This is a genomic window from Curtobacterium sp. MCLR17_034 (genome assembly GCF_003234485.1).
Classification (GTDB): Bacteria; Actinomycetota; Actinomycetes; order Actinomycetales; family Microbacteriaceae; genus Curtobacterium; species Curtobacterium flaccumfaciens.
Genome location: NZ_QKTH01000001.1, coordinates 288640 through 307997, shown reverse-complemented (window position 1 = coordinate 307997; position 19358 = coordinate 288640). Strand labels below are relative to the sequence as shown.

Genomic DNA, 19358 nt, shown 5'->3' with positions numbered 1-19358 from the left:
CAGCCCCGCTGCAACCTCGGCATGGCAGTCGGCTTCGCGTTCATTGCGATGCCGCCGCGTCCGGTGACCGACCCCCTTCCGACGCGGTCACCGGAGAGGGCGGAGCCCGGTGGTCGACGAAGCCTCTTCACCGCGGAAGCAAACTAAACCTTTCATCCGGTATAGTTTGGAGGATGCACCTCTCCTCGCGTCGCAGATGGACGCTGCTCGCCGTGGTCACAGCGTCGTTGCTGCTGATCTCCTTGGACAACTCGATCCTCTACACGGCCCTACCGACCCTGACCGAGGAGATCGGCGCCACCGCGAACGAGGGTCTGTGGATCATCAACGCGTACCCGCTGGTCATGGCGGGTCTGCTGCTGGGAGCAGGAACGCTCGGCGACCGCGTCGGGCACCGGCGGATGTTCCTGATCGGGATGAGCATCTTCGGGATGGCGTCACTGGTTGCTGCGTTCTCGCCGAACCCGGAGGTCCTGATCGCAGCACGAGCGATCCTGGCGGTTGGTGCGGCATCGATGATGCCGGCGACGTTGGCGTTGATCCGGGTGGCATTCACGAACGACCGTGAGCGCAACGTGGCGATCGCGGTGTGGGGCAGCGTCGCGGTGCTCGGCGGTGCGCTGGGGCCGATCGTCAGCGGTCTGCTGCTCGAACACTTCTGGTGGGGGTCAGTGTTCCTGATCAACGTACCTGTCGCCGTCATTGCCCTCGTCGCCGCCCTGTTCCTCGCGCCGCCGAACGACCCTGATCCGACAAAGAAGTGGGATTTGCTTTCGTCGGTGTACGCGATGATCACGCTCGTCGGGGCAGTCGTTGCGATCAAGGAAATCGCACATCGTCCCCCGTCGGCGCTCGTGATCGGTGGGGCGCTGGCCGCCGCGGTCATCGGTGCCGTGCTGTTCACTCGCCGTCAGGACCGGTTGCCGTATCCGTTGCTCGACTTCACCATCTTCCGGAACCCCGCGTTCTCTTCTGGGCTTCTCGGGGCTGGCCTGGGCATGTTCGCGTTCGCGGGCGTCCAACTCGTGACGACGCAGCGGTTCCAGCTCCTCGAGGGCATGACCCCGTTCCACGCGGGTCTGCTCGTGGCGCTGATCGCCGTGGGGACCCTCACCACCTCGCTCGCTGGCGGTTTCATGCTCCACCGGGTCGGTCTACTTCCCCTCATCGCGGGCGGACTGGCGCTCAGCGCCGTCGGTGTGGTGATCATCTCGGTGTCCTTCCACTCTCTGAACGGCTGGCTGTTCCTGGGGCTGATCGTCCTCGGCGCCGGCTCCGGCGCGACGATGTCGGTCGCGTCCACGGCGATCGTCGGCAACGTGCCCGCCCGACGTGCCGGCATGGCTTCTTCCATCGAGGAAGTGTCGTACGAAGTGGGGAACCTCAGCGCTGTCGCGATCCTGGGCAGCATCGTGACCGCGATCTACTCCGCACTCGTGCGGCTCCCGAGCGGCACCGTGAACGCTGATCAAGCGCGTGAGAGTCTGTCCGCCGCGGCGGAAGCCGCACGAGCTTCGGACGATGGCCGCAGCATCCTCATTGCCGCCGGCAGCGCGTACGACACGGGTTACTTCGTGGTGATGGTTATCGTCGCATCGGTACTCGGTGTTGGTGCCATCGTCACCGGAATCCTTCTCCGCAGACACGGACCGGGATCGAACGCGACCATCCTGGACGCAGACCACTGACCTGGAAGGGCCTCTTCATGCGCGAGAGCAAACGCACCCTCGTTCTCGAATCGGCGGCACGGATCGTCGAGTCCTCGGGGATCACTGCGGTCACGTTCGACTCCGTTGCTGTCGAGTCGGGCCTCACCAAGGGCGGCCTGCTGTACCACTTCCCGACCCGGGAAGCCCTCCTCGAAGCGCTCCACGAACACGAAGCCGCTCGCTGGGAACAGCAGCTCCTCGATGCCCTTGAGGTGCCGTTCGACACCTCGACACGGGAGCAGCGTCTCGCGGCGTACGTGGCAGTGTCCATGCGGTCCGCCTCGACAGCGGAACTCATGCTCCTGCTCGAGGCGACGTTCACGCCGACGCACGCTGCGTCCTGGCGGACCGTCCTCAACCGGTGGACCGTCGGCGATGCAGCCGCCGCGGCCTCGATGCCGATCGACCACCTCATCGTGCGGCTCGCGGCGGACGGGTTGTGGATGCACGAGGCGCCCGCTGGCTTCGCGTTCGACGCCGCGACCCGAGAAGCGCTCCGCGAACGTCTCACGGAACTCCTCACCCGCTCAACCGAGGCCGACGGCGTCCGGTAGCCGATCCCCTATCAAGACCGTCGTAGCGCCGTCGAGACGGCGACAAGATGTCTGGTCAAGTCGAGTGACACGCGCGCCGACTGCGAGTCTCATGAACCGGGGTTGGCGACAAGTAGCGAGCCTGTCGACAGCGTGGGCTGTCGTCCGCCAGCTAACTTGTCCGACTGCCACTCAACGTGTCTGAAATACGGAGATGGACACGTTGTTTGGCAGCGCGAACGGGTTGATCCGACCGCAAGGCGACTGAGCCTTCGTTCGTCCCGAGGCGTCCGTAAGGCGGGGGTGACTTGCGAAAGTTCGCGGACCACCCATGTGAGACAGCGTTGGCCTCGACGCAGGGCGGTAGGAGTCGGCGTCGTCTGCGGTACTCGTCAGCCGACTGGAGGACCGGCTATCGAGACAGGTCAGATAGCCCGCAACCGCTCGATGGTTCAGTAGGTTTGGGTCCAACGGGGGCGTCGAACAGGCGACGCAGGAGCGGGACCCCGGGTTCTCGACGACACGGGGCACGAACTCGAACGGTGCCTCGTGTGAACTCTTCCCGGCGAACACGACGAAGAGTCAACCGCTGGACCAGTGCTTCAGATAGCGTGCGGTTCACCGTCAGCGCGGCTGTCGCGCGGGGTGATCGACCAGGAGACGGAGCAGCACATGTCACAGGAGGACAGCGCCCGCGCGGGCGCTCAAGCTGCCATCCCGGACGATGAGGTTTTGGACGTTGCGGTCGTGATGCCACGAGGGTCGACGTTCGCCAGCGTTTTGGGCGCGGTGGCAGGGTCCGAGCTCGGCGGATCCGCCACCAACGCCACCGCCTGGGGTGTGACCGGTGGACTCCTCGCCCAGCGAGCAAACAGCGCTCGGCGCGGCAGCTACCCGTCCATCGTGCTCGCGCTCTCGGCGACCCGGCTCTACGTCCTCGGCCGGAGCTCAACCGCGCTTCTTGGGGGATGGAAGGACCTTCATCCCGTTGCGCACATCGATCGGTCTCAGCTCACCGTGCGCAGGCACCACCGCGGCACCGTGTCGGTCATCGAACTCACCGACGACGCCACCGGTGTGACACTCGAGTTCGAATCGAAGACCATCGGCAGTCTCGGGCTCAGGGACCTCCTCGGCACGATCGATCAAGGTCGGCCGCCACAGGCCTGAGCGCACGGGCAAGAGTTTTGCTCGTCGAGCACTAGGCAACGAGCCGCGTTCGCTGTACCTTTCGAGCAGTACAGGAAGTTCTCGGGGGAATGCGATCAGGCACTCCCGCTCAGGCCCCGCACGCAACCGCTGCGTGCTCTTCATGGGTTGACCGCGCAGCACTAGTTCGACGCAAGCCTGCCCATCTGCACCATCCGCGTAGGGAACGGAAAGCAGTCATGAACAAGCAGCAGCTGTCGAACGAAGTGCCGCCGACGGCCGGCTGGCGGGGATTCTGGGACCGAGGGGGGTTCTGGAAAGCCGTCCTCGCAGCCATCGTATATATCGGCTTGTACGAAGGCTTCTCCAGCTTCGTGCTCGCACCGCTCTTCGCTGACTCGGTCGATCCCAGTGACCCCCTCGCGAATCCGAGGAGTGTCTTCCTGGGCCTGACTGCTGCACTTATCTTCGGCAGCGTCGTCCTGGTCCTGTTCGGCCTCAGTCTCCGATGGATTCCGCGACCGCTGTTCGGCGCTCAGCCCGTCCGTGGACGCTGGTGGATGTGGCTCGCCCCGATCCTTGTCCTCATCCCGATCGTGTTCCACCTCATCGGCACCGACTACTCCCGCTACACCCCCAGCGTGGCCTTTACCATCCTCTTCACAGGCCTCTTCATCGGCTTCGCTGAGGAGGTCCTCTGCCGCGGATTCGTGGTCGTGCTCCTGCGACGGCACGGGTACAAAGAATGGGCGGTGATGGCGCTGTCGTCGATCATCTTCGGCCTCCTGCACTCCGCCAACGCGCTGGGAGGTCAGGCTGTAGGTTCCGTCGTGATCGAGGTGCTGTACGCGATCCCGTTCGGAGTCTGCATGTACATCACCCTGCGTGTCACTGGCCACATCATCTGGCCAATCCTGCTGCACGCGTTCACCGACCCGACGACGATCCTCGCAAGCGGGGGAATCGATAACTCGGTCGCGGGGACCTCGAACCTGCCGCTTCTGATCGCGACGATCGGAACGTTCGGATACCTCGCGTTCGCACTCGTCGCGTTCATCTCCACCCGCGGTGACGCAGAGGGACGCGCGGACGCACACGAGGGTCCTCGCCGTCACGCGGGCACCGGCATCGAGAACGAACGCTCGACGCACGGCACACCGACCGCCGCCTAGCGTCCGGCGTGCGGCCCGACAGCACTCCGCCGCGTGATGGGACCGCGGTGACGCCCGCGCACATTGTGAACCGTTGCAACATCTGTGTCGACGTCAGAATGGGGGCAATCGTGAGTGATCGCAGCCGCGCGGACGAATGGGATCGGCGTATGCCCGCTGACGGCCGTTGAGCGGTACAACCCTCGACCGGGCCTGCGTAGCTGGGTATAGACAGCAAGCTCCCGGTTCAACAAAGGGCCGAAGAACGGCCGCAGGCACGGCGCCGCTGCGCGGGGCGGGAAATGGGATGCAAGACGCTGCCGATGAGGCCGTGTTGGCGAGGTCAACACCCTGGTCGATGACGTCCTCGGCAAGCCTGCGGACGCTACCAGGACGTGCCCCCCCCGGAGTGGCGCGACCACCTCGCCCCACGTCTGATCCTGAGCACAGCAACCCACCGCGCGGAGTCTCATCAGCCGACCGTTCAGCGGGACAATGCGGGATACGAGGAGGATGAGTCGGTGCGAGTGATGAGGATCGGCCCACAGAGCTTCGAGGTGTCTGCGGTGCACGAGGCGGAATGGGCGTCCCTCGCTTCAGAAGCGACGCGAGCGGCGCGGGTGGGCGAGCGGCCGGTTCCGACTGTGTGGTTCCGGACCGACACCGGGGCCGTCGGATCGCTGCCCGTGTCCGACAGGTTCCCGGTGCGCTTCATTGACGAGGACGATCCGGTCGGTTTCGTCGGGACCGAGACACTCCTCGGGCCCGAAGCAGGACCACCGGCGCCAACCACGACCCAGTAGGGGATCGGCTACCGCGACCGCCGTAGAGCCGTCGAAACGGCGACAAGATGTTCGGGCAGATCGAGAGACACGCGTGGCGATGCCGAGACTCGTGAGCCGAGTTGGCGACAAGTAGTGAGTCCGTCGACATGGGCGCGCGACGCCTCGCCAACGTCGCATCGACTAGCGGGCGATCGTGAGGACCCCGTTGTCCTCGCGGATGCGGCCGTCCTTCGGGACCCACACGCGCAGGCCGTCGAGCCTGCCCGTGGTGAAGGACGAGGCGTCGTCCTGCAGCAGGTTGGTCACGGCCTCCGGTGCGGGGAGCCGCCGGTCGCGTCCGACGACGATGGCGACGTAGGGGCCGCGGTCGAGTCGGTTGGTGCCGTGGTCGCCGACGTACGGCTGGAAGAGCGTGGGAGTCGCCGACACGAACAGGATCCGACCGTCGGGCACATCGTGTTCCTCGAGGTACCCGGGCAACAGCGCGATCCCGGTCGGGTGCGCCCGCGCGACGGCCTGGCTCACCCGGAACGAGGGGACGACGAGCGTCGCGACGAGGACCAGCACGACCGGGACGGTCAGTGCCCTCGGGGGGACGGTGGCGAGGCGTGCGAAGCCGATGGCGGCAAGGACCAGCAGGAACGGCATCCACGCGGTGTAGTAGGTCGGCAGCGCGATCTTGGCGACGACGACGTAGAACACGACGAGCAGTACCAGGGATGCGGCCACGTACGCGACCAGGCGGTCCGCCCGCACGACCAGGGCAGCGAGCACACCGATCGCGAGGACGACGAGCATCGCCTTGCCCGTGCCGTCGAGCAAGAACCGGAAGCTCGCCCACCACGGTGCGAACGTGTAGATCTGCCCATCGATCGTGATCGGGTGCCCGTTGGTGTTCTGCCCCTCCTGGAACGCGACCATGTACTGGATCGCGGAACGGATGCCCATCGGGACGTACAGAGCGACGAACGTCACCGTGAAGGCGGCGACCCAGAGCACGCCGCCGACGAGGCCCTTCCGCCATGCCTTGAACACGACCGGGAGCAGCAGGAACGCCGGGAGCAGCACGATGGTCGACAGCTTGGACGTGACCGAGGCAGCCATGAGCACGCCGGACACGGGAGCGAGCCACCAGGCCCGTTCGCTGCGGATCCACCACCACGCGGCGACGATCGCGAACACGGCGAAGGCCGTCATCACCGGGTCGAGCAGGGCGAGCCGGTCGACCCGGGCACCCGCACCACCACGCGGAGTCAGCCACCACAGCGACGCCGCCAGCAGGGCACCCCAGTACCCGATCTCGCGACGCAGCCACAGGTACAGGACCACGCCGACCGCGAAGGTGAGCACGCCGACGAGGATCCGCGGCCCGATCGGACCCTGCCCGGTGAGGAGCTGCACGAGCCCGAACAGGTACTTGGCCGTCGGCGGGTGTTCGCGGTTCGCGGCGAAGTCTCCGTGGACGTACTGCCACCCGCTCTGCAGGTAGATGTTCTCGTCGCCGGTGATGTTCGAGCCGGCCAGGTTCCAGAAGCACTGGTAGAGCGCGGCGATCACGACGAGGGAGGCGATCGTCAGGCGGAGGCGGAGGTCGCCGGCGAACCCGGACACTCGTGATGGCACCAGACGAACCTACTGGCCCTCCGACCGTCTTTGGCATCGACGTGTTAGGTTGTGCACAACCTAATGGAGCGCAACGTGAAACTCACCAGCTGGATCGACCTCGTCACCGGTGGCCTGCTCGCCGGGCACGGCATCGCCACGGTTCGCCGCACCCCGCTGCGCGCTCGAGCCCATCAGATGCAGCGACGTGGATTCGAGCCGGGCGTCCCACACGCGCTCGGCATCCCTGGCCTGGAAGTCCTGTCCGGGCTCGGACTCGCCACCGCGGGGGTTCGCCGTGCATCCGTGAACGACCTGGTCGGCACCGGCTCCGCCATCACGGTGACAGCCCTCGGCGGGACCCGGCTCGTGATCGACCGCGAAGACGGCTCGGTGACGAGCACGACCGGCGGTGCTGCCGCACTCACACTCGCCGGCGTGCTGCGGCTGCTCACCTCGACCCGCGGCCGTCCGGTCGCGCGGATCCTCACGCTCGGTTCCGCCGCTGCCGCGATCACGTTCGAGGCCGCACGCCGACGCCGCGTCCTCCGCAGCCGCTGACCTCGCCCCCCACTCCACCGAACCCCACCACGACCGTGAAAGGCACCACCCCGATGGCAACCCGCACCCCCGCAGTCCGCTCCACCCGCCCCCGGACCATCGTCCGCATCCTGTTCGGTGCGATGCTCACCTGGGCCGGCATCAGTCACCTGACGGTGGCCCGCGAGGAGTTCCAGGCGCAGGTGCCGAAGTTCGTGCCGCTGCCGACGGACGTCACGGTGATCGCCTCCGGTGTGGTGGAGATCTCCCTCGGGGCTGCGCTGATGCTCCTGGCTCGGCGTCAGGTGACCGTCGGGTGGGTCGTCGCGGTGTTCTTCCTCGCGGTCTTCCCCGGCAACATCGCGCAGTGGATGCACCACCGTCACGGGTTCGGCCTGGACACCGACACCAAGCGCTTCGTCCGCCTGCTGTTCCAGCCCGTGCTCATCGCTGTCTCGCTGTGGGCGACGAACGCGCTGCGCAAGCGCCGCTGAACCGGCCCGCGCGAGCGCCACTGACCGACGCTGCACCCGCGCGACCGTGACCATGGGGCAGAATCGGCCCCATGAGCGGGGACGACATGGACCAGCCGCGCGTGGTCGCGGTGAGCAAGGACGGCGAGCACCGGTTCAGCAAGCCGTTGGTCGACGCGGTGACGCTCGTGGCGGGGTGGGGCATCGAGGGTGATGCCCACGCCGGCACGACCGTGCAGCACCGCTCCCGGGTCGCCCGTGACCCCTCCCAGCCGAACCTGCGCCAGGTCCACCTGCTGCACGCCGAGCTGTTCGACGAGGTCGCCGAGGCCGGGTTCAGTGTCGAACCGGGACAGATGGGCGAGAACGTCACGACCAGTGGCATCGACCTGCTCGGGCTGCCCGAGGGAGCAGTGCTGCACCTCGGCGACGACGCCTCCGTGCAGGTCACGGGCCTGCGGAACCCGTGCCAGCAGATCAACGGCTTCGAGCCGGGGCTCCTCCGTGCCGTGTTGGGGCGTGCCGAGGACGGCACGGTCGAGCGCAAGGGCGGGGTGATGAGCGTCGTGCTCACCGGTGGCACGGTCCGGCCGGGCGATCGCATCCGGGTCGAGCTCCCCGACGGTGAACGACGACCCCTCCAGCCCGTCTGATGACGCAGCGCGTGCGACGCGTCCTGGTACTCGGCGGAACCGGTTGGCTCGGGCGGACGATCGTCGACGAGCTGCTGTCCGAGGGCGCCGACGTCACCTGCCTCGCCCGGGGCACGACCGGCAACGTTCCGGAGGGAGCGCGCTTCGTCCAGGCGGATCGAGCCCTGGCCGGCGCGTACGAACAGGCCACCGGGAACTGGGACGAGGTCATCGAGCTCGCCAGCGCCCCCGAACTCGTCGCCCCGGCGCTCGACGCCCTCGCCGACCGGGCCGCGCACTGGACCCTGGTGTCGACGGTCTCGGTGTACGCGGACAACGACGAACCGGGCGCCGACGAGTCCGCCCTGCTGGTGGAGCCGAAGGACCCGTCCGAGTACGCCGACGCGAAGGTCCTCGCCGAGCGCATGACGCGGCTCCGGCTCGGGTCACGGCTGCTCATCGCACGCCCGGGGCTGATCGTCGGCCCCGGCGACCCGAGTGACCGGTTCGGGTACTGGCCGGCACGCCTCGACCGCGGTGGGCCGGTGCTGGTGCCGACGACGGCGGAGCGGTTCGTCCAGCTGATCGACGTCGCGGACCTCGCTGCCTGGCTCGTCCGGGCCGGGCGCGACGGGTTCGTCGGCACGGTCAACGCGGTGGGCGCTCCGGTGCCGATGCAGGTCTTCTTCCGGTGCGTGGCGGAGGTCACCGGGTTCGACGACGAGCTGGTCGCGGTCGACGACGACGTCCTGCTCGCGCACGACGTGGCCTACTGGGCCGGCCCCCGATCGCTCCCCCTGTGGATCCCGGTGTCGGAGGGCGGGTTCTCGCAGCGCTCCGCGGGGGCGTTCAGGGACGCCGGCGGGGTGACCCGACCCCTCCGGGACACCGTCGTGCGGGTGCTCGAGGACGAGCGTGCCCGCGGGACGGATCGGGAACGCCGTGCCGGCCTCACCTCGACAGAGGAGCGGGCGATCCACACGAGGTAGACGCGCGGTCCCACGCGCGAGATCAGGACGCAGCGGCAGCCTGCTCGTACAGGCTCGTCGCCAGGTCGTTGAGCACCTCGTGCAGTTCACCCTTGTGCGCCCCGTCGACGGCCCGGAGCATCGCGGCGTACCGCTCCTGGTAGTCCGACACGACGACATCGCCCGGGGATAGCAGCCGCAGCAGTGAGCCCCGGCGATCGGCGGGGTTCGGTGCGCGCTCGAGCAGGCCGGCGGCGCTCATCCGGTCGATCATGTTCGTCACCGCGCCCGAGGTCAGTCCGAGGTACCCGGCGACCTCGGTCGGCGTGGAGTACCCGGTGTCACTGATGAGCACCAGGGCGCGGAGGGCGTTCTCGTGCACGCCTGCACGCGCGCTGAGCTGACTCACCAGGCTCGCGTTCGCACGCACGACGGCGGTGAACGCGGCCATGAGATCGGCCGCGTCGTCGTCGTTCGGTGCTGCTGCCACGAGGGCCTTCTTCCGTGTCGGGGACCGGGGGACAAGGTGCGTCCCCCGCACTGGGGTAAGTATACGAGTGGTCAACTTGGTGAATCAGTGACTATCTTAACCATTGAAGCAAAACAGCCCGAACGCCTTGCTCCCCCCGACTTCCTGCAACCACCACCGAACGAAGAGGTACCCCGTGTCCACCAAGCTCCGCACCTCCGCACTGAAGCGGATCCGCTTCGCCCCCGTGGCCCTCCTCGCGGGTATCTTCGCCGCCGTCCTGCTCTCCCTCTCGCTCACCGGCACCCTCTCTGGGTTCGCCGCGAGCATCACGAACAGCAGCAACACCGCCGCCAGCGGCACGCTGATCATGCAGGAGCAGAACGCCGGCGCGACCGTCACCTGCCTCAGCACCGACGGCGGCTCCGTCTCGACGAACTCGGCGACCTGCTCGACGATCAACAAGTTCGGCGGCAGCACGACGATGACCCCGGGCAACACGGTCAACACCGCGATCTCGATCAAGAACACCGGCACCGCGAACGCCAGCACCTTCACGCTGAACCCGGGCGCCACGTGCACCCAGTCGGCCAACGGCTCGGCCAACGGCACCGCGACCGACCTCTGCGCCAAGATGAACCTCGTCGTCACCTCCGGCTCGACCACCGTCTTCAGCGGCACCCTCGCCAGCTTCAAGGGTGCGGCGGCGTCGGCCTTCACGATGCCGCAGGCTCCGGCCGCCGGCGCGAGCGTCCCGTTCAACTTCGCCGTGACCCTGGACTCCTCGGCGGGCAACACCTACCAGGGCCTCGCCGCCTCGGTCCCGATGACCTGGACCTTCACGGCCTGATCCGACCCCCATCACCCTTCCCCCAGACCGGCGACGCTCGGCCGACCCCCCTCCGGTCGAGCGTCGCCATTCCCCTGAATCCCCGGAGCAGAGCCCATGAGCCAGACCGCAGCGATCCCGCTCAGCGGCACGCTCGACCGCCCGGTCCTCCGCGGCCGTCAGGTCACCCGCTCCGAGACGGTCCTCGCGTGGTCGGTCGCCGCGATCGCCGCACTGCTCCTCACCGCCGCTGTCCTGTTCCTCTCCGCCGGCGGCCGCTGGTTCGTCGTCGAGACCCCCTCGATGGGCGAAGCCGCCCCGGTCGGCACCCTCGTCCTCGACCTGCCGGTCGACGTCGCCACGCTCAGCGTCGGCGAGATCGTCTCGTTCGAGACCTCCGCCAACCCGGACGTCGTCTACACGCACCGCATCGTCTCGATCGACGCGGACGGCGGGCTCCACACCCGCGGTGACGTCAACGGCGCGACCGACCCGTGGACGCTCACCCAGGCCGACGTGATCGGCACCCCCGCGCTCCTGGTCCCGCGCATCGGCTGGCTGCTCCGCGCTGCCCCGATCCTGCTCATCGGCACGCTGATCATCCTGACCCTGACCAGCGCGTTCACCGACCGGGTGACCCGCACGTGCCTGCGGATCGCGGGCAGCGCCCTCACCGTTGCGTACGCGGCGTTCGTGTTCAAGCCGTTCGTCAACGTGACGACGATCACGAACACCTCGAGCCCGACCGGCGTCGAGGCCACCGTGATCTCGTCGGGGATCTTCCCGGTCCGCGTCGACGCCCACGGCGGCAACAGCGTCCACCTGGTCGACGGCGAGATGGGCCGGGTCGTCATCCACGAGCTGACGAAGAACGGGCACTACCAGCTCATGTCGAACATCGACCTCGACCCCCTGGGTTGGGTCGCCCTGTTCGCCGTGTGCCTCGTGCCACTCGTGGCGTGCCTGGCGGTCGGTCGCGTCGAGGCGGTGCGTCCCTCGTGATCCTCCGTCGCCTGCGCGACGGTCGCGTCGTCGCCGTCCTGCTCGTGGTCGCCCTGGCCGTCGTCGTCCTGCTGAACCAGTTCGCCCCGACCCGCTCGGCGTACACCGCCCGCGTGACCAACAGCGCGAACACGGCGGCGACCGCCCCGTACTTCACGTGCACCGGTGCCGTCGGCGCCGACACCGCGAACGCGCTGTTCGCCTACCGCCTGACCGAGGCTTCGGGATCGAAGACGGCCACCGACTGGTCCGGTCGTGGCGCGAACGGCACCTACCAGGGCACCATGACCGCGACCACGCCGAGCCCGAACGCCTGCCCCCGCGACAGCGGGAGCGCCTACGCGCTCAACGGGTCCACGAGCTACGTCTCCACCCCGCGCTCCTACGCCAACCCCACGACCTTCAGCGAGGAGGTCTGGTTCCGCACCACGGTCGCCGGCGGCATGCTCATCGGCTTCGGCAGCAGCCAGACCGGCGCGTCGAGCCAGCACGACCGGAAGCTCTACCTGACCACGACCGGCCAGCTCGCGTTCGGCACGTACAACGGCGCCACGCAGGTCCTCACCTCGCCGAAGGCCTACACCGACGGCGCCTGGCACCACACCGTCGCCACGATGTCGCCCACCAACGGGATGCGCCTGTACGTCGACGGCACGCTCGTCACGTCGAACGCGGCCTTCAAGAGCCCCGAGAACTTCACCGGGTACTTCCGCGTCGGCTACGACGTCGTGAGCGGGTGGCCGGGTGCCACGAACAACCCGTACTTCACCGGGTCGATGCGGTACGCCGCCGTCTACGGCACCGAACTGACGGCCAGCCAGGTCGCCGCACACGCGGCCGCCGGTTCCTGACGGACTGGCTGACGGCCTGGAGGCGCACCGCGGCGCCGCCACGGGCCTCCAGGGCGTCCCCTGGTCACGTCGACGACGTGGGCCGGGTTGTCGGACCGGGCCCACCAACCCGCGGATTCGGGCCGACGAATCCCGCTGATCAGGCCTTTTCGTGCCCCGGACCGTGCCAGGATCGTCAGGTCCTGAGACGTCGGAGTCTCCATCCGACCGTCTCGAAAGGCGCTGCCCCCATGTCGTTCTGGGCCCTGTTCCTCATCGCGCTCGGCGTCTCCGCGGACGCCTTCGCCGTCGCCCTCGGCAAGGGCCTGCACATGAAGCGCTTCGACGTGCGGCACGCGATCGTGATCGCGCTGACGTTCGGGGTGTTCCAGGCGGTGATGCCGTTGCTCGGCTGGCTGCTCGGGTCGGCGTTCGCGCAGTACATCGCGGCCTTCGACCACTGGGTCGCGTTCGGGCTGCTCGCGCTGATCGGCGGGAAGATGCTGTGGGAGGCGTTCTCGAAGCACGAGGACACCGAGCAGGACACCGATCGGCTGCCGGTCCGCGAGCTCCTCGTGCTGGCGGTCGCGACCAGCATCGACGCCCTGGCGGTCGGCGTCACCCTGGCGTTCCTGCCCGTGTCGATCGGCGGCGCGGTGCTGCTCATCGGGATCACGACCGCGGTGCTGTCGTTCGTCGGGGTCCTGGTCGGTCGCCGTGTCGGCGCCCGCTTCGGCAAGCCGGCGGAGATCGCGGGCGGCGTCGTCCTGATCCTGATCGGTCTGAACATCGTGCTGGAGCACACCGGCGTCATCGGCTGAGGCCGCGGTCGGAACCGACACCGGACAGACGGGAGGCCCGTGGCGAGCTGCCACGGGCCTCCCGTCTGGTGCTGTTGGGTGTCAGTAACTGCCCAGGCTGCCCGCCGGAGCGTTCGCGACCACAGCGATCACGAAGATCACCCAGATGATGCCGAACACGAGCGACAGGGCGCTGATGATGATGCCGGCGAGGGCCAGGCCGCGGCCGCGCTCCCCGGTCTTCTTGATCTGCGAGAGCGCGATGATCGACACCACGAGGCCGGCGATGTTCACCACGAAGGCCAGGACGAACCCGACGATCGCCATGACGTTGAAGCGGTCGGACGACGGCTGCATCGGAGCGCCGTAGGGCTGCCCGCCGGCGGCGTAGGGGTTCGGGTTCTGCTGGTTGTACTGGGGCGTGCCGTCACTCATGGCGCCGCGTCCTCTCTGGTCAGGGGGATGTCTACACAGGAAACGTACAGGACCAGGGGGCCGCGATGTGCGGTGGGATCATCGGGGCATGGGACGGCTGCGCCGACACCTGCTGCACGGCGGCCGGTACGACGAGCGAGTACGCCGACCGGGCGGGCGGGCTGATCGAGGACCTGAACGCCGTGGCGCTCGAGCTGCGGGCCGTCGCCGAGGTCTGATGAGGCACTGACCGGCAGCGGCGCCCTCAGATGTCGAGCACCCCGTCCACCGCGTCCGACCGGTCGGCGATGTGCCCGCTGCTGATGTCCTCGTCCAGGTGCACGCCGACGTACGTCCAGTCCTGCACGTGCCCGGCGTCGTCGAACACCCGGTAGCGCCGACGGAGCCGCAGGTACGGCACGGTGCGGTGCTCGAACGACACCACGACCTCGGTCGCCGGCCACTCCCCCTCGACGGTGACCTCGACGGCTCGGTAGTCGCTCACCGACCGACGGGGTTCGGGGTGGTCGCGGGTCCACCGGATGTCGGGCTGGTCGAGTGCCTCGAACACGCCCACGAGGTCCGCGACCGCGCGCTCCCGTGCGGCAGCGTCCAGGTCGTGCAGCGGCCAGCGCGCGCCCTCGACGTCGGTCAGGTCGAACCGCTCCGTCCACGGTGCGAGGGCCGTTTCCTGTCGGTCCTGCTCGTCCTCCCACGACGTCTCGTCCTCGTCGTCCGCGGGGCGGGACGGCAAGTCCCCCGTGGTCACGGTGGCGGGCAGGCCGCCGGTCACGTCGAGGTCGACCTCGCGGGAGACGTAGACGACGTTCCGGAACACGGACGCGTCGGGCTCCAGTCGCGGACCGGTCGGTGCGTACCGGATGGTGAGGACCGAGCCGGTACGGCGGACGTCCTCGACCAGGTGGTCGACGGCGATCGTCGTCCGGCTGCCGTCGGTCCGCACGAGCACGAGCTCGGTCGGCGGAGTCGGCAGGGGTGGCGCGGGAACGGCCGGTGCTCCCGACCGACGAGGGAAGTCGTCCTCGTCGTCGGCGTCGGATCCGGCACTCCAGAAGTAGCGGGGGCCGTCATCGTCCGCGTCGTCGTCGTCCAGCAGCTCGGGGTCTTCGTCCTCCGGCTCCTCGCCGGCCGCCAGCGTCGCCGCCCACTCCTCCGGCGACGGCCAGAACGGCTCCGACGGCGCCCACGGCAGGGTCTCCGGGTCGACGCCGTCGAGCGGGTCGTCCGAGTCCCCGTCGTGGTCCTCCGGATCCTCGAGGCCGTCGTCCTCGGAGTCCTCGTCCTCACCCATCCACATCGACGCGTCACGCGGGTCGCCGATCCACAGCCCCTCGACGTCCGCCCCGAGCACGCGTCGATCACCGAGGTCGACCGTGCACGTCACCCCGGTCGGCGTGACGTGCACCGCGGTCCGGGACATCTCGTCGAGGTCGTCGCCCACTTCCTCGAGCGATCCGTAGACGACCCAGGCGCCCCCGTCGGTCGCGAGGACCCCGACCTCGTCGACCGCACCGTCCGGCAACGGGGCGTCCGGCCACGTCACCCACCGCACGTCGTCGCCCGTGACGACCGCCGCGACCGGTCGCGTGGCGTCCGGCACGATCGTCGCGTCACCGACGCCGACGGCGTCGATCGGCTCGAGGAAGCTGCTCATGCAGCGACCGTACCGCGGCCCTGTGGCCGGCCCGTGAACAGCCGGGAGGCCCGTGGCGGGCCCGCACCGCGCCTCCAGTCCGCCCGTTGCCGGTCCACCTGCCGGACCCGCCGCAGCGGTCGGGCGCATGATGGGCGGATGGCACGCATCCTCGTCACCGGATCCACCGACGGCCTCGGGCGGGGAACCGCCGACTCGCTGCTCCGCAGCGGACACGACGTCGTCGTCCACGCACGCAACCCGGCCCGCGCCGAGGCGGTCGCCGACCTGGTGGAGCGCGGGGCCGAACTCGTCGTCGCCGACCTGGCGGACCGCGACGCCGTGATCGCCACCGCCCGGGAACTCGACGCCGGCACCCCGCTCGACGCCGTCGTGCACAACGCCGGCGTGATCTCGGGCCGCTCCCTGGTGCCCGTCAACGTCGTGGCGCCGTACCTGTTCACCGCGTTGCTGCGCTCGCCGGAGCGGCACGTGTACCTGAGCAGCGGGATGCACCGGGGCGGCCGTCCGCGCCTGGACACCGTCGACTGGACCGGCGCTTCCGAGACGAACTCGTACTCCGACACGAAGCTGTTCGTGACGGCGCTCGCCGCCGAGGTGCCGCTCAGGCGCCCGGGCGTGCTGAGCAACGCCGTCGACCCGGGCTGGGTGGCGACCAAGATGGGCGGGGCCGGCGCTCCGGACGACTTCGAGCTCGGACACCGCACGCAGGAGACGCTCGCGACCGACCCAGACCAAACCATGACAGGCGGTTACTGGTTCCACGGGGAGCGGCAGGAACCGCACCCGGCGGTCGCGGACCAGCGGTTCCGCACCGAACTGCTCGACGCGCTCGCGACGGCCACCGGCGTCACACTCTGAGTCGCGCGCACCGCCGTCAGGAGCGGCGGAGCGTCTCGCTCGGGTACTCGCCGTGCCGGTCGGCGTACGCGGCGGAGAACCGGCCCGCGTGGGCGAAGCCCCAGTAGCGGGCGACGTCGGCGACGTTCGTGGTGGCCGGGTCGGACGCCAGCAGCTCGGTCCGGATGCGGTCGAGCCGCACCGAGCGGATGTAGGCGTTCGGCGACATGCCGAGCAGCCGCTGGAAGGCGGCCTGCAGGGCGCGGAGGCTGAGGTGCGCCATCCGGGCCAGGTCGGTGCTGGTGATCGGCAGGTGCGCGTGCTCGTGGACGTACTCGACGACCTGGCGGATCCGACGGTGCTGCGGCAGCAGGAGTTCGGGCGGCAGGTCGGCGGTGGCGCGGGGGTACAGCTCGAGCAGGGACACCGCGGCCAGCCGGCCCATCTCGGCCTGCAGCAGCGGGGACGCCTGTCGGTCCAGGGTCGTCGCGGAGATGAGCTGGACCGTCTGTCGCCACTGCCGGATCGCCGCGTCGTCGATCCGGGCGGTGTGGTCGAAGCGGCGGAGCGACAGGCCACGCTCGGCGGCGACCCCCTCGACGGCGGCGCGGTTCACCTGGACGAGCCGCTGGTCGTAGTCCTCGAAGCGGAACGGGAACGCCTCGTTCGGCCACATCTGCGGGCGTCCCGGCACCAGGTGGATGGCGGTGCCGCCGTCACCCAGGACGCCGAGCCCGCGGGTGATCCACTGCACGACGAAGTCGTCACCGGCGGGCATCTCGCCCGTCAGGCGTCCACCGAAGTGCACGGCGCGGAGCGTCATCGTGCCGTCGCCGGCTGCCGTGTACCGGTAGTCGAACCCGTCACCCGTGGTGTCGGCGTGCCACTCGATGCCGTCGTACGCGGTCGCGAGGGTCTGCTTCGCGGCTGCGAGGTCCGTGCCCTGCTCGTCGACCCGGATACGCGCGGGCTGCTCGGTGTCGTCGTTCATGTCGCTCGAGCAGTAGTTTCACACCCCGGTTCGGGGCCATCGTGCGATTGTCCAGATGCGGTCAGAACAGGGCGTCGCCCTCGTGCACCGCGAGCAACATCGCCGCAGCGGTCCGAGCCGTGCGGACCGGTTGCACCGAGCGGTGGACCGTCGCCTCGACGTGGGCTCCGTGGAGCAGCAGGGTGAGCGCCTGGCCGAGGTACGCCGGCAACGCGGCGGCCGCGCAGCGTTCGGCGACGTGCGCCTCGACCTGCCGCAGCTGGTCGTGCAGCAGGTCGACGAGGTCGGTCCCGTCGGCGGCTGCTCCTGCTCCGGCATGGGCCGTGTCGGACCACGCCCGGTGCCCGTCGGCCACGAGTCGGTGCTCCAGGTGGGTGAACACGGCGAGCAAGCGGTCCCGGGGGTCGTCGAACGCGGCCTCGTGCTCCAGCAGCCCGCGCATCCACTCGTCGTGCCGGTGGCGGACGGTGTCGAGCGCATCGAGCGCTCCGAGCCCGACCGGCGCTCCGGACGAGGCGGTCGGTTCGGCCACGAGGGTGGTGCTGCTCACGCTGCCACGAAGAAGTCCGCGTACGTCGGGTCAGCCGGGACGCCCCGCACCACGCCGGACAGCCGTCGGGTGATGAGCGCCTCGAGTTCGGTGGGGGGTGTCAGGCCGCGGCGGCGCCACTCGAGGGGCTGGGCACGGAGTTCGTCCATCGCGTCGTCGTCGAACGGCTGGGCCACGGGGCTCATGCGCCGAGACCGATCACGACGACGGCCGCGGATGCCGTGGCGGTGACCGAGACGATCCCGGTCGCGGTCGCGGCGACCATGAGCGTCCGGAGCCGAGCCTGTTCGCGCATCTCGGTGAAGGGGCTGCGCTCGGAGACGCAGCGTGCACGGCGGGCCACTGCGGTGTGGGCGTGCTTCGGGGCGAGTGCGGTGTCGGTGGTGAAGGTGGTCGTGGTGGTCATGGCTCGGGCCCATTCCTCTCTGCGTCCTCGCCGGCGTCGGCGGTCCTGGCGATCGGGCTGGCATCGACGGTAGGTCGGGCTCCCCGGCGGTCGTGGACGAACCGGGGTCGGACGGCGAAAGTCGGACAGCCGGTGTGCGGAAGGTGTCCGGAAACGGCTCGCGCACCAGCGCGATCCGGCCAGGACGGTCCTGCGAAGGCGTTCGTGGCGTCCGGACCAGGATGGGCTCGACACGACGAACGGAGGACCCGGTGACCCTCGGCCTGCACAACGGATCGAGTGGGTGGCAGCGCGTGCGACGGCACGGCCTGCTCCTCGCGAACGTCGCCGTCTTCGTCGTGTGCTTCGTCGGCATGGGGTTCGCCGGGTGGCGGGTGTCCGCGGCGGACGCCCTCCAGCACGGTGAGGCAGCCGTGTCGCTCTGGGGCTTCCTGACGAGCGGGGACTTCGCCGAGGCCACGTTCGAGAACTGGGAGAGCGAGTTCCTGCAGATGGGCGCGTACATCGTGTTCACGGTGTTCCTGTTCCAGAAGGGGTCGAGCGAGTCCGAGCCACTGGACGAACAGAGCCCGCAGGACGAGGACCCCCGGGAGCACGCCGACGACCCGAAGGCCCCGTGGCCGGTGCGCCGGGGCGGGATCGTGCTCGTGCTGTACGAGAACTCCCTGCTGATCCTGTTCGCGGTGCTGTTCCTCGGCAGTGTCGTGGGGCACGTGATCGGTGGCGCTGCGGCCTACAACGAGGAGCAGCTCGAGCACGGCGACAGCGTGGTCTCGGGGTGGGGCTACCTCGGCACGAGCCAGTTCTGGTTCGAGTCGATGCAGAACTGGCAGTCGGAGTTCCTGGTCATCTCGGTGATGGTGATCGCCACCGTGTCACTCCGGCAACGAGGGTCGAGCCAGTCGAAGCCCGTGGCCGCACCGACGGAGCAGACCGGGGCCTGAGCTGGCCGAGACCGGACGGGAGGCCCGTGGCGGACCCGCCACGGGCCTCCCGTCCGGTCCGCACCA

General features: G+C 69.3%; 23 protein-coding genes. 15 read left to right on the top strand and 8 right to left on the bottom strand.

The window, feature by feature from the left end; all coding sequences use genetic code 11:
• The first annotated feature begins 173 nt into the window (after positions 1-173).
• From DEI98_RS01565 to DEI98_RS01550, 4 genes are all read left to right on the top strand, one after another.
• Positions 174-1688, top strand: a complete 1515-nt coding sequence (locus DEI98_RS01565) for an MFS transporter (protein ID WP_111099684.1) — start codon at positions 174-176, stop codon at positions 1686-1688.
• A gap of 17 nt (positions 1689-1705) precedes the next feature.
• On the top strand, positions 1706-2263 hold the full coding sequence (locus DEI98_RS01560; RefSeq protein ID WP_111099683.1) for a TetR/AcrR family transcriptional regulator: 558 nt from the start codon (positions 1706-1708) through the stop codon (positions 2261-2263).
• 651 nt (positions 2264-2914) lie between these two features.
• The gene (locus tag DEI98_RS01555; protein ID WP_146243382.1) at positions 2915-3412 is read left to right on the top strand and encodes a hypothetical protein; all 498 of its coding nucleotides are present in this window, start codon (positions 2915-2917) and stop codon (positions 3410-3412) included.
• Positions 3413-3630: 218 nt separating this feature from the next.
• Positions 3631-4563: a CPBP family intramembrane glutamic endopeptidase gene (locus tag DEI98_RS01550; protein WP_111099681.1), complete on the top strand. Its 933-nt coding sequence runs from the start codon at positions 3631-3633 to the stop codon at positions 4561-4563.
• 944 nt (positions 4564-5507) lie between these two features.
• On the opposite strand, the gene DEI98_RS01540 is transcribed toward DEI98_RS01550, so the two are convergent.
• Positions 5508-6950 (bottom strand): glycosyltransferase family 39 protein, encoded by a 1443-nt coding sequence (locus DEI98_RS01540; protein ID WP_181437893.1) that lies wholly within the window; start codon positions 6948-6950, stop codon positions 5508-5510.
• Between the two features lie 75 nt (positions 6951-7025).
• Between DEI98_RS01540 and DEI98_RS01535 the strand changes: the two genes are divergently transcribed.
• The 4 genes from DEI98_RS01535 (at position 7026) to DEI98_RS01520 (ending at position 9563) form a co-directional block, all read left to right on the top strand.
• Complete coding sequence (locus tag DEI98_RS01535) at positions 7026-7490, top strand: hypothetical protein (RefSeq protein WP_146243381.1); 465 nt, start codon at positions 7026-7028, stop codon at positions 7488-7490.
• A 53-nt stretch (positions 7491-7543) separates the two neighbouring features.
• Entirely contained in the window at positions 7544-7963 is a 420-nt protein-coding gene (locus DEI98_RS01530) for a MauE/DoxX family redox-associated membrane protein (protein WP_111099677.1), read from the top strand.
• Positions 7964-8034: 71 nt separating this feature from the next.
• Positions 8035-8595, top strand: coding sequence for an MOSC domain-containing protein (locus DEI98_RS01525; protein ID WP_228516464.1), 561 nt, complete (start codon positions 8035-8037; stop codon positions 8593-8595).
• A complete protein-coding gene (locus DEI98_RS01520; RefSeq protein ID WP_111099676.1) occupies positions 8595-9563 on the top strand; it encodes an NAD-dependent epimerase/dehydratase family protein in 969 nt (322 codons plus the stop codon). Before DEI98_RS01525 ends, DEI98_RS01520 begins: the two co-directional genes overlap by 1 nt.
• A gap of 22 nt (positions 9564-9585) precedes the next feature.
• On the opposite strand, the gene DEI98_RS01515 is transcribed toward DEI98_RS01520, so the two are convergent.
• Entirely contained in the window at positions 9586-10032 is a 447-nt protein-coding gene (locus tag DEI98_RS01515; RefSeq protein WP_309147101.1) for a MarR family winged helix-turn-helix transcriptional regulator, read from the bottom strand.
• Between the two features lie 175 nt (positions 10033-10207).
• Here DEI98_RS01515 and DEI98_RS01510 point away from each other — a divergent pair, with 175 nt between their 5' ends.
• The 4 genes from DEI98_RS01510 (at position 10208) to DEI98_RS01495 (ending at position 13493) form a co-directional block, all read left to right on the top strand.
• Complete coding sequence (locus tag DEI98_RS01510) at positions 10208-10861, top strand: hypothetical protein (protein WP_111099675.1); 654 nt, start codon at positions 10208-10210, stop codon at positions 10859-10861.
• A 96-nt stretch (positions 10862-10957) separates the two neighbouring features.
• The gene (locus DEI98_RS01505) at positions 10958-11842 is read left to right on the top strand and encodes a S26 family signal peptidase (protein ID WP_111099674.1); all 885 of its coding nucleotides are present in this window, start codon (positions 10958-10960) and stop codon (positions 11840-11842) included.
• Positions 11839-12693 carry a LamG domain-containing protein gene (locus tag DEI98_RS01500; RefSeq protein ID WP_111099673.1) on the top strand — a complete coding sequence of 285 codons (855 nt, stop codon included), beginning with the start codon at positions 11839-11841 and terminating at the stop codon, positions 12691-12693. Before DEI98_RS01505 ends, DEI98_RS01500 begins: the two co-directional genes overlap by 4 nt.
• Positions 12694-12923: 230 nt before the next feature.
• A complete protein-coding gene (locus DEI98_RS01495) occupies positions 12924-13493 on the top strand; it encodes a manganese efflux pump MntP family protein (RefSeq protein WP_027466883.1) in 570 nt (189 codons plus the stop codon).
• Between the two features lie 81 nt (positions 13494-13574).
• On the opposite strand, the gene DEI98_RS01490 is transcribed toward DEI98_RS01495, so the two are convergent.
• Positions 13575-13907 carry a DUF4190 domain-containing protein gene (locus DEI98_RS01490; protein WP_111099672.1) on the bottom strand — a complete coding sequence of 111 codons (333 nt, stop codon included), beginning with the start codon at positions 13905-13907 and terminating at the stop codon, positions 13575-13577.
• A gap of 65 nt (positions 13908-13972) precedes the next feature.
• On the opposite strand from DEI98_RS01490, the gene DEI98_RS18455 reads away from it, so the two are divergent.
• The gene (locus tag DEI98_RS18455) at positions 13973-14125 is read left to right on the top strand and encodes a hypothetical protein (RefSeq protein ID WP_181422756.1); all 153 of its coding nucleotides are present in this window, start codon (positions 13973-13975) and stop codon (positions 14123-14125) included.
• A gap of 26 nt (positions 14126-14151) precedes the next feature.
• Here the strand turns inward: DEI98_RS18455 and DEI98_RS01485 are convergent, their stop codons facing one another.
• A complete protein-coding gene (locus DEI98_RS01485; protein WP_111099671.1) occupies positions 14152-15561 on the bottom strand; it encodes a hypothetical protein in 1410 nt (469 codons plus the stop codon).
• A gap of 138 nt (positions 15562-15699) precedes the next feature.
• On the opposite strand from DEI98_RS01485, the gene DEI98_RS01480 reads away from it, so the two are divergent.
• Positions 15700-16422 (top strand): SDR family NAD(P)-dependent oxidoreductase, encoded by a 723-nt coding sequence (locus tag DEI98_RS01480; protein ID WP_111099670.1) that lies wholly within the window; start codon positions 15700-15702, stop codon positions 16420-16422.
• 16 nt (positions 16423-16438) lie between these two features.
• Here DEI98_RS01480 and DEI98_RS01475 read toward each other — a convergent pair whose 3' ends face one another.
• The 4 genes from DEI98_RS01475 to DEI98_RS01460 all read right to left on the bottom strand — a co-directional run bounded on the left by DEI98_RS01475 (position 16439) and on the right by DEI98_RS01460 (position 18348).
• A complete protein-coding gene (locus tag DEI98_RS01475) occupies positions 16439-17392 on the bottom strand; it encodes an AraC family transcriptional regulator (RefSeq protein ID WP_111099669.1) in 954 nt (317 codons plus the stop codon).
• 61 nt (positions 17393-17453) lie between these two features.
• Positions 17454-17942 (bottom strand): hypothetical protein, encoded by a 489-nt coding sequence (locus DEI98_RS01470; protein WP_111099668.1) that lies wholly within the window; start codon positions 17940-17942, stop codon positions 17454-17456.
• Positions 17939-18127, bottom strand: coding sequence for a hypothetical protein (locus DEI98_RS01465; RefSeq protein ID WP_111099667.1), 189 nt, complete (start codon positions 18125-18127; stop codon positions 17939-17941). Before DEI98_RS01465 ends, DEI98_RS01470 begins: the two co-directional genes overlap by 4 nt.
• Positions 18124-18348: a hypothetical protein gene (locus tag DEI98_RS01460; protein WP_110865347.1), complete on the bottom strand. Its 225-nt coding sequence runs from the start codon at positions 18346-18348 to the stop codon at positions 18124-18126. The genes DEI98_RS01465 and DEI98_RS01460 overlap by 4 nt, the downstream gene beginning before the upstream one ends.
• Before the next feature lie 251 nt (positions 18349-18599).
• Between DEI98_RS01460 and DEI98_RS01455 the strand changes: the two genes are divergently transcribed.
• On the top strand, positions 18600-19292 hold the full coding sequence (locus DEI98_RS01455) for a DUF6766 family protein (RefSeq protein ID WP_258370702.1): 693 nt from the start codon (positions 18600-18602) through the stop codon (positions 19290-19292).
• Positions 19293-19358: the final 66 nt, after the last annotated feature.

Excerpts from the sequence above, each read along its gene's own strand:
- DEI98_RS01495 (WP_027466883.1), top strand. The coding sequence starts at position 12,924 with ATGTCGTTCTGGGCCCTGTTCCTCATCGCGCTCGGCGTCTCCGCGGAC.
- DEI98_RS01525 (WP_228516464.1), top strand. The coding sequence starts at position 8,035 with ATGAGCGGGGACGACATGGACCAGCCGCGCGTGGTCGCGGTGAGCAAG.
- DEI98_RS01475 (WP_111099669.1), bottom strand. The coding sequence starts at position 17,392 with ATGAACGACGACACCGAGCAGCCCGCGCGTATCCGGGTCGACGAGCAG.
- DEI98_RS18455 (WP_181422756.1), top strand. The coding sequence starts at position 13,973 with ATGTGCGGTGGGATCATCGGGGCATGGGACGGCTGCGCCGACACCTGC.
- DEI98_RS01465 (WP_111099667.1), bottom strand. The coding sequence starts at position 18,127 with ATGAGCCCCGTGGCCCAGCCGTTCGACGACGACGCGATGGACGAACTC.
- DEI98_RS01550 (WP_111099681.1), top strand. The coding sequence starts at position 3,631 with ATGAACAAGCAGCAGCTGTCGAACGAAGTGCCGCCGACGGCCGGCTGG.
- DEI98_RS01555 (WP_146243382.1), top strand. The coding sequence starts at position 2,915 with ATGTCACAGGAGGACAGCGCCCGCGCGGGCGCTCAAGCTGCCATCCCG.
- DEI98_RS01530 (WP_111099677.1), top strand. The coding sequence starts at position 7,544 with ATGGCAACCCGCACCCCCGCAGTCCGCTCCACCCGCCCCCGGACCATC.
- DEI98_RS01505 (WP_111099674.1), top strand. The coding sequence starts at position 10,958 with ATGAGCCAGACCGCAGCGATCCCGCTCAGCGGCACGCTCGACCGCCCG.
- DEI98_RS01490 (WP_111099672.1), bottom strand. The coding sequence starts at position 13,907 with ATGAGTGACGGCACGCCCCAGTACAACCAGCAGAACCCGAACCCCTAC.
- DEI98_RS01460 (WP_110865347.1), bottom strand. The coding sequence starts at position 18,348 with ATGACCACCACGACCACCTTCACCACCGACACCGCACTCGCCCCGAAG.
- DEI98_RS01480 (WP_111099670.1), top strand. The coding sequence starts at position 15,700 with ATGGCACGCATCCTCGTCACCGGATCCACCGACGGCCTCGGGCGGGGA.
- DEI98_RS01520 (WP_111099676.1), top strand. The coding sequence starts at position 8,595 with ATGACGCAGCGCGTGCGACGCGTCCTGGTACTCGGCGGAACCGGTTGG.
- DEI98_RS01565 (WP_111099684.1), top strand. The coding sequence starts at position 174 with ATGCACCTCTCCTCGCGTCGCAGATGGACGCTGCTCGCCGTGGTCACA.
- DEI98_RS01560 (WP_111099683.1), top strand. The coding sequence starts at position 1,706 with ATGCGCGAGAGCAAACGCACCCTCGTTCTCGAATCGGCGGCACGGATC.
- DEI98_RS01485 (WP_111099671.1), bottom strand. The coding sequence starts at position 15,561 with ATGAGCAGCTTCCTCGAGCCGATCGACGCCGTCGGCGTCGGTGACGCG.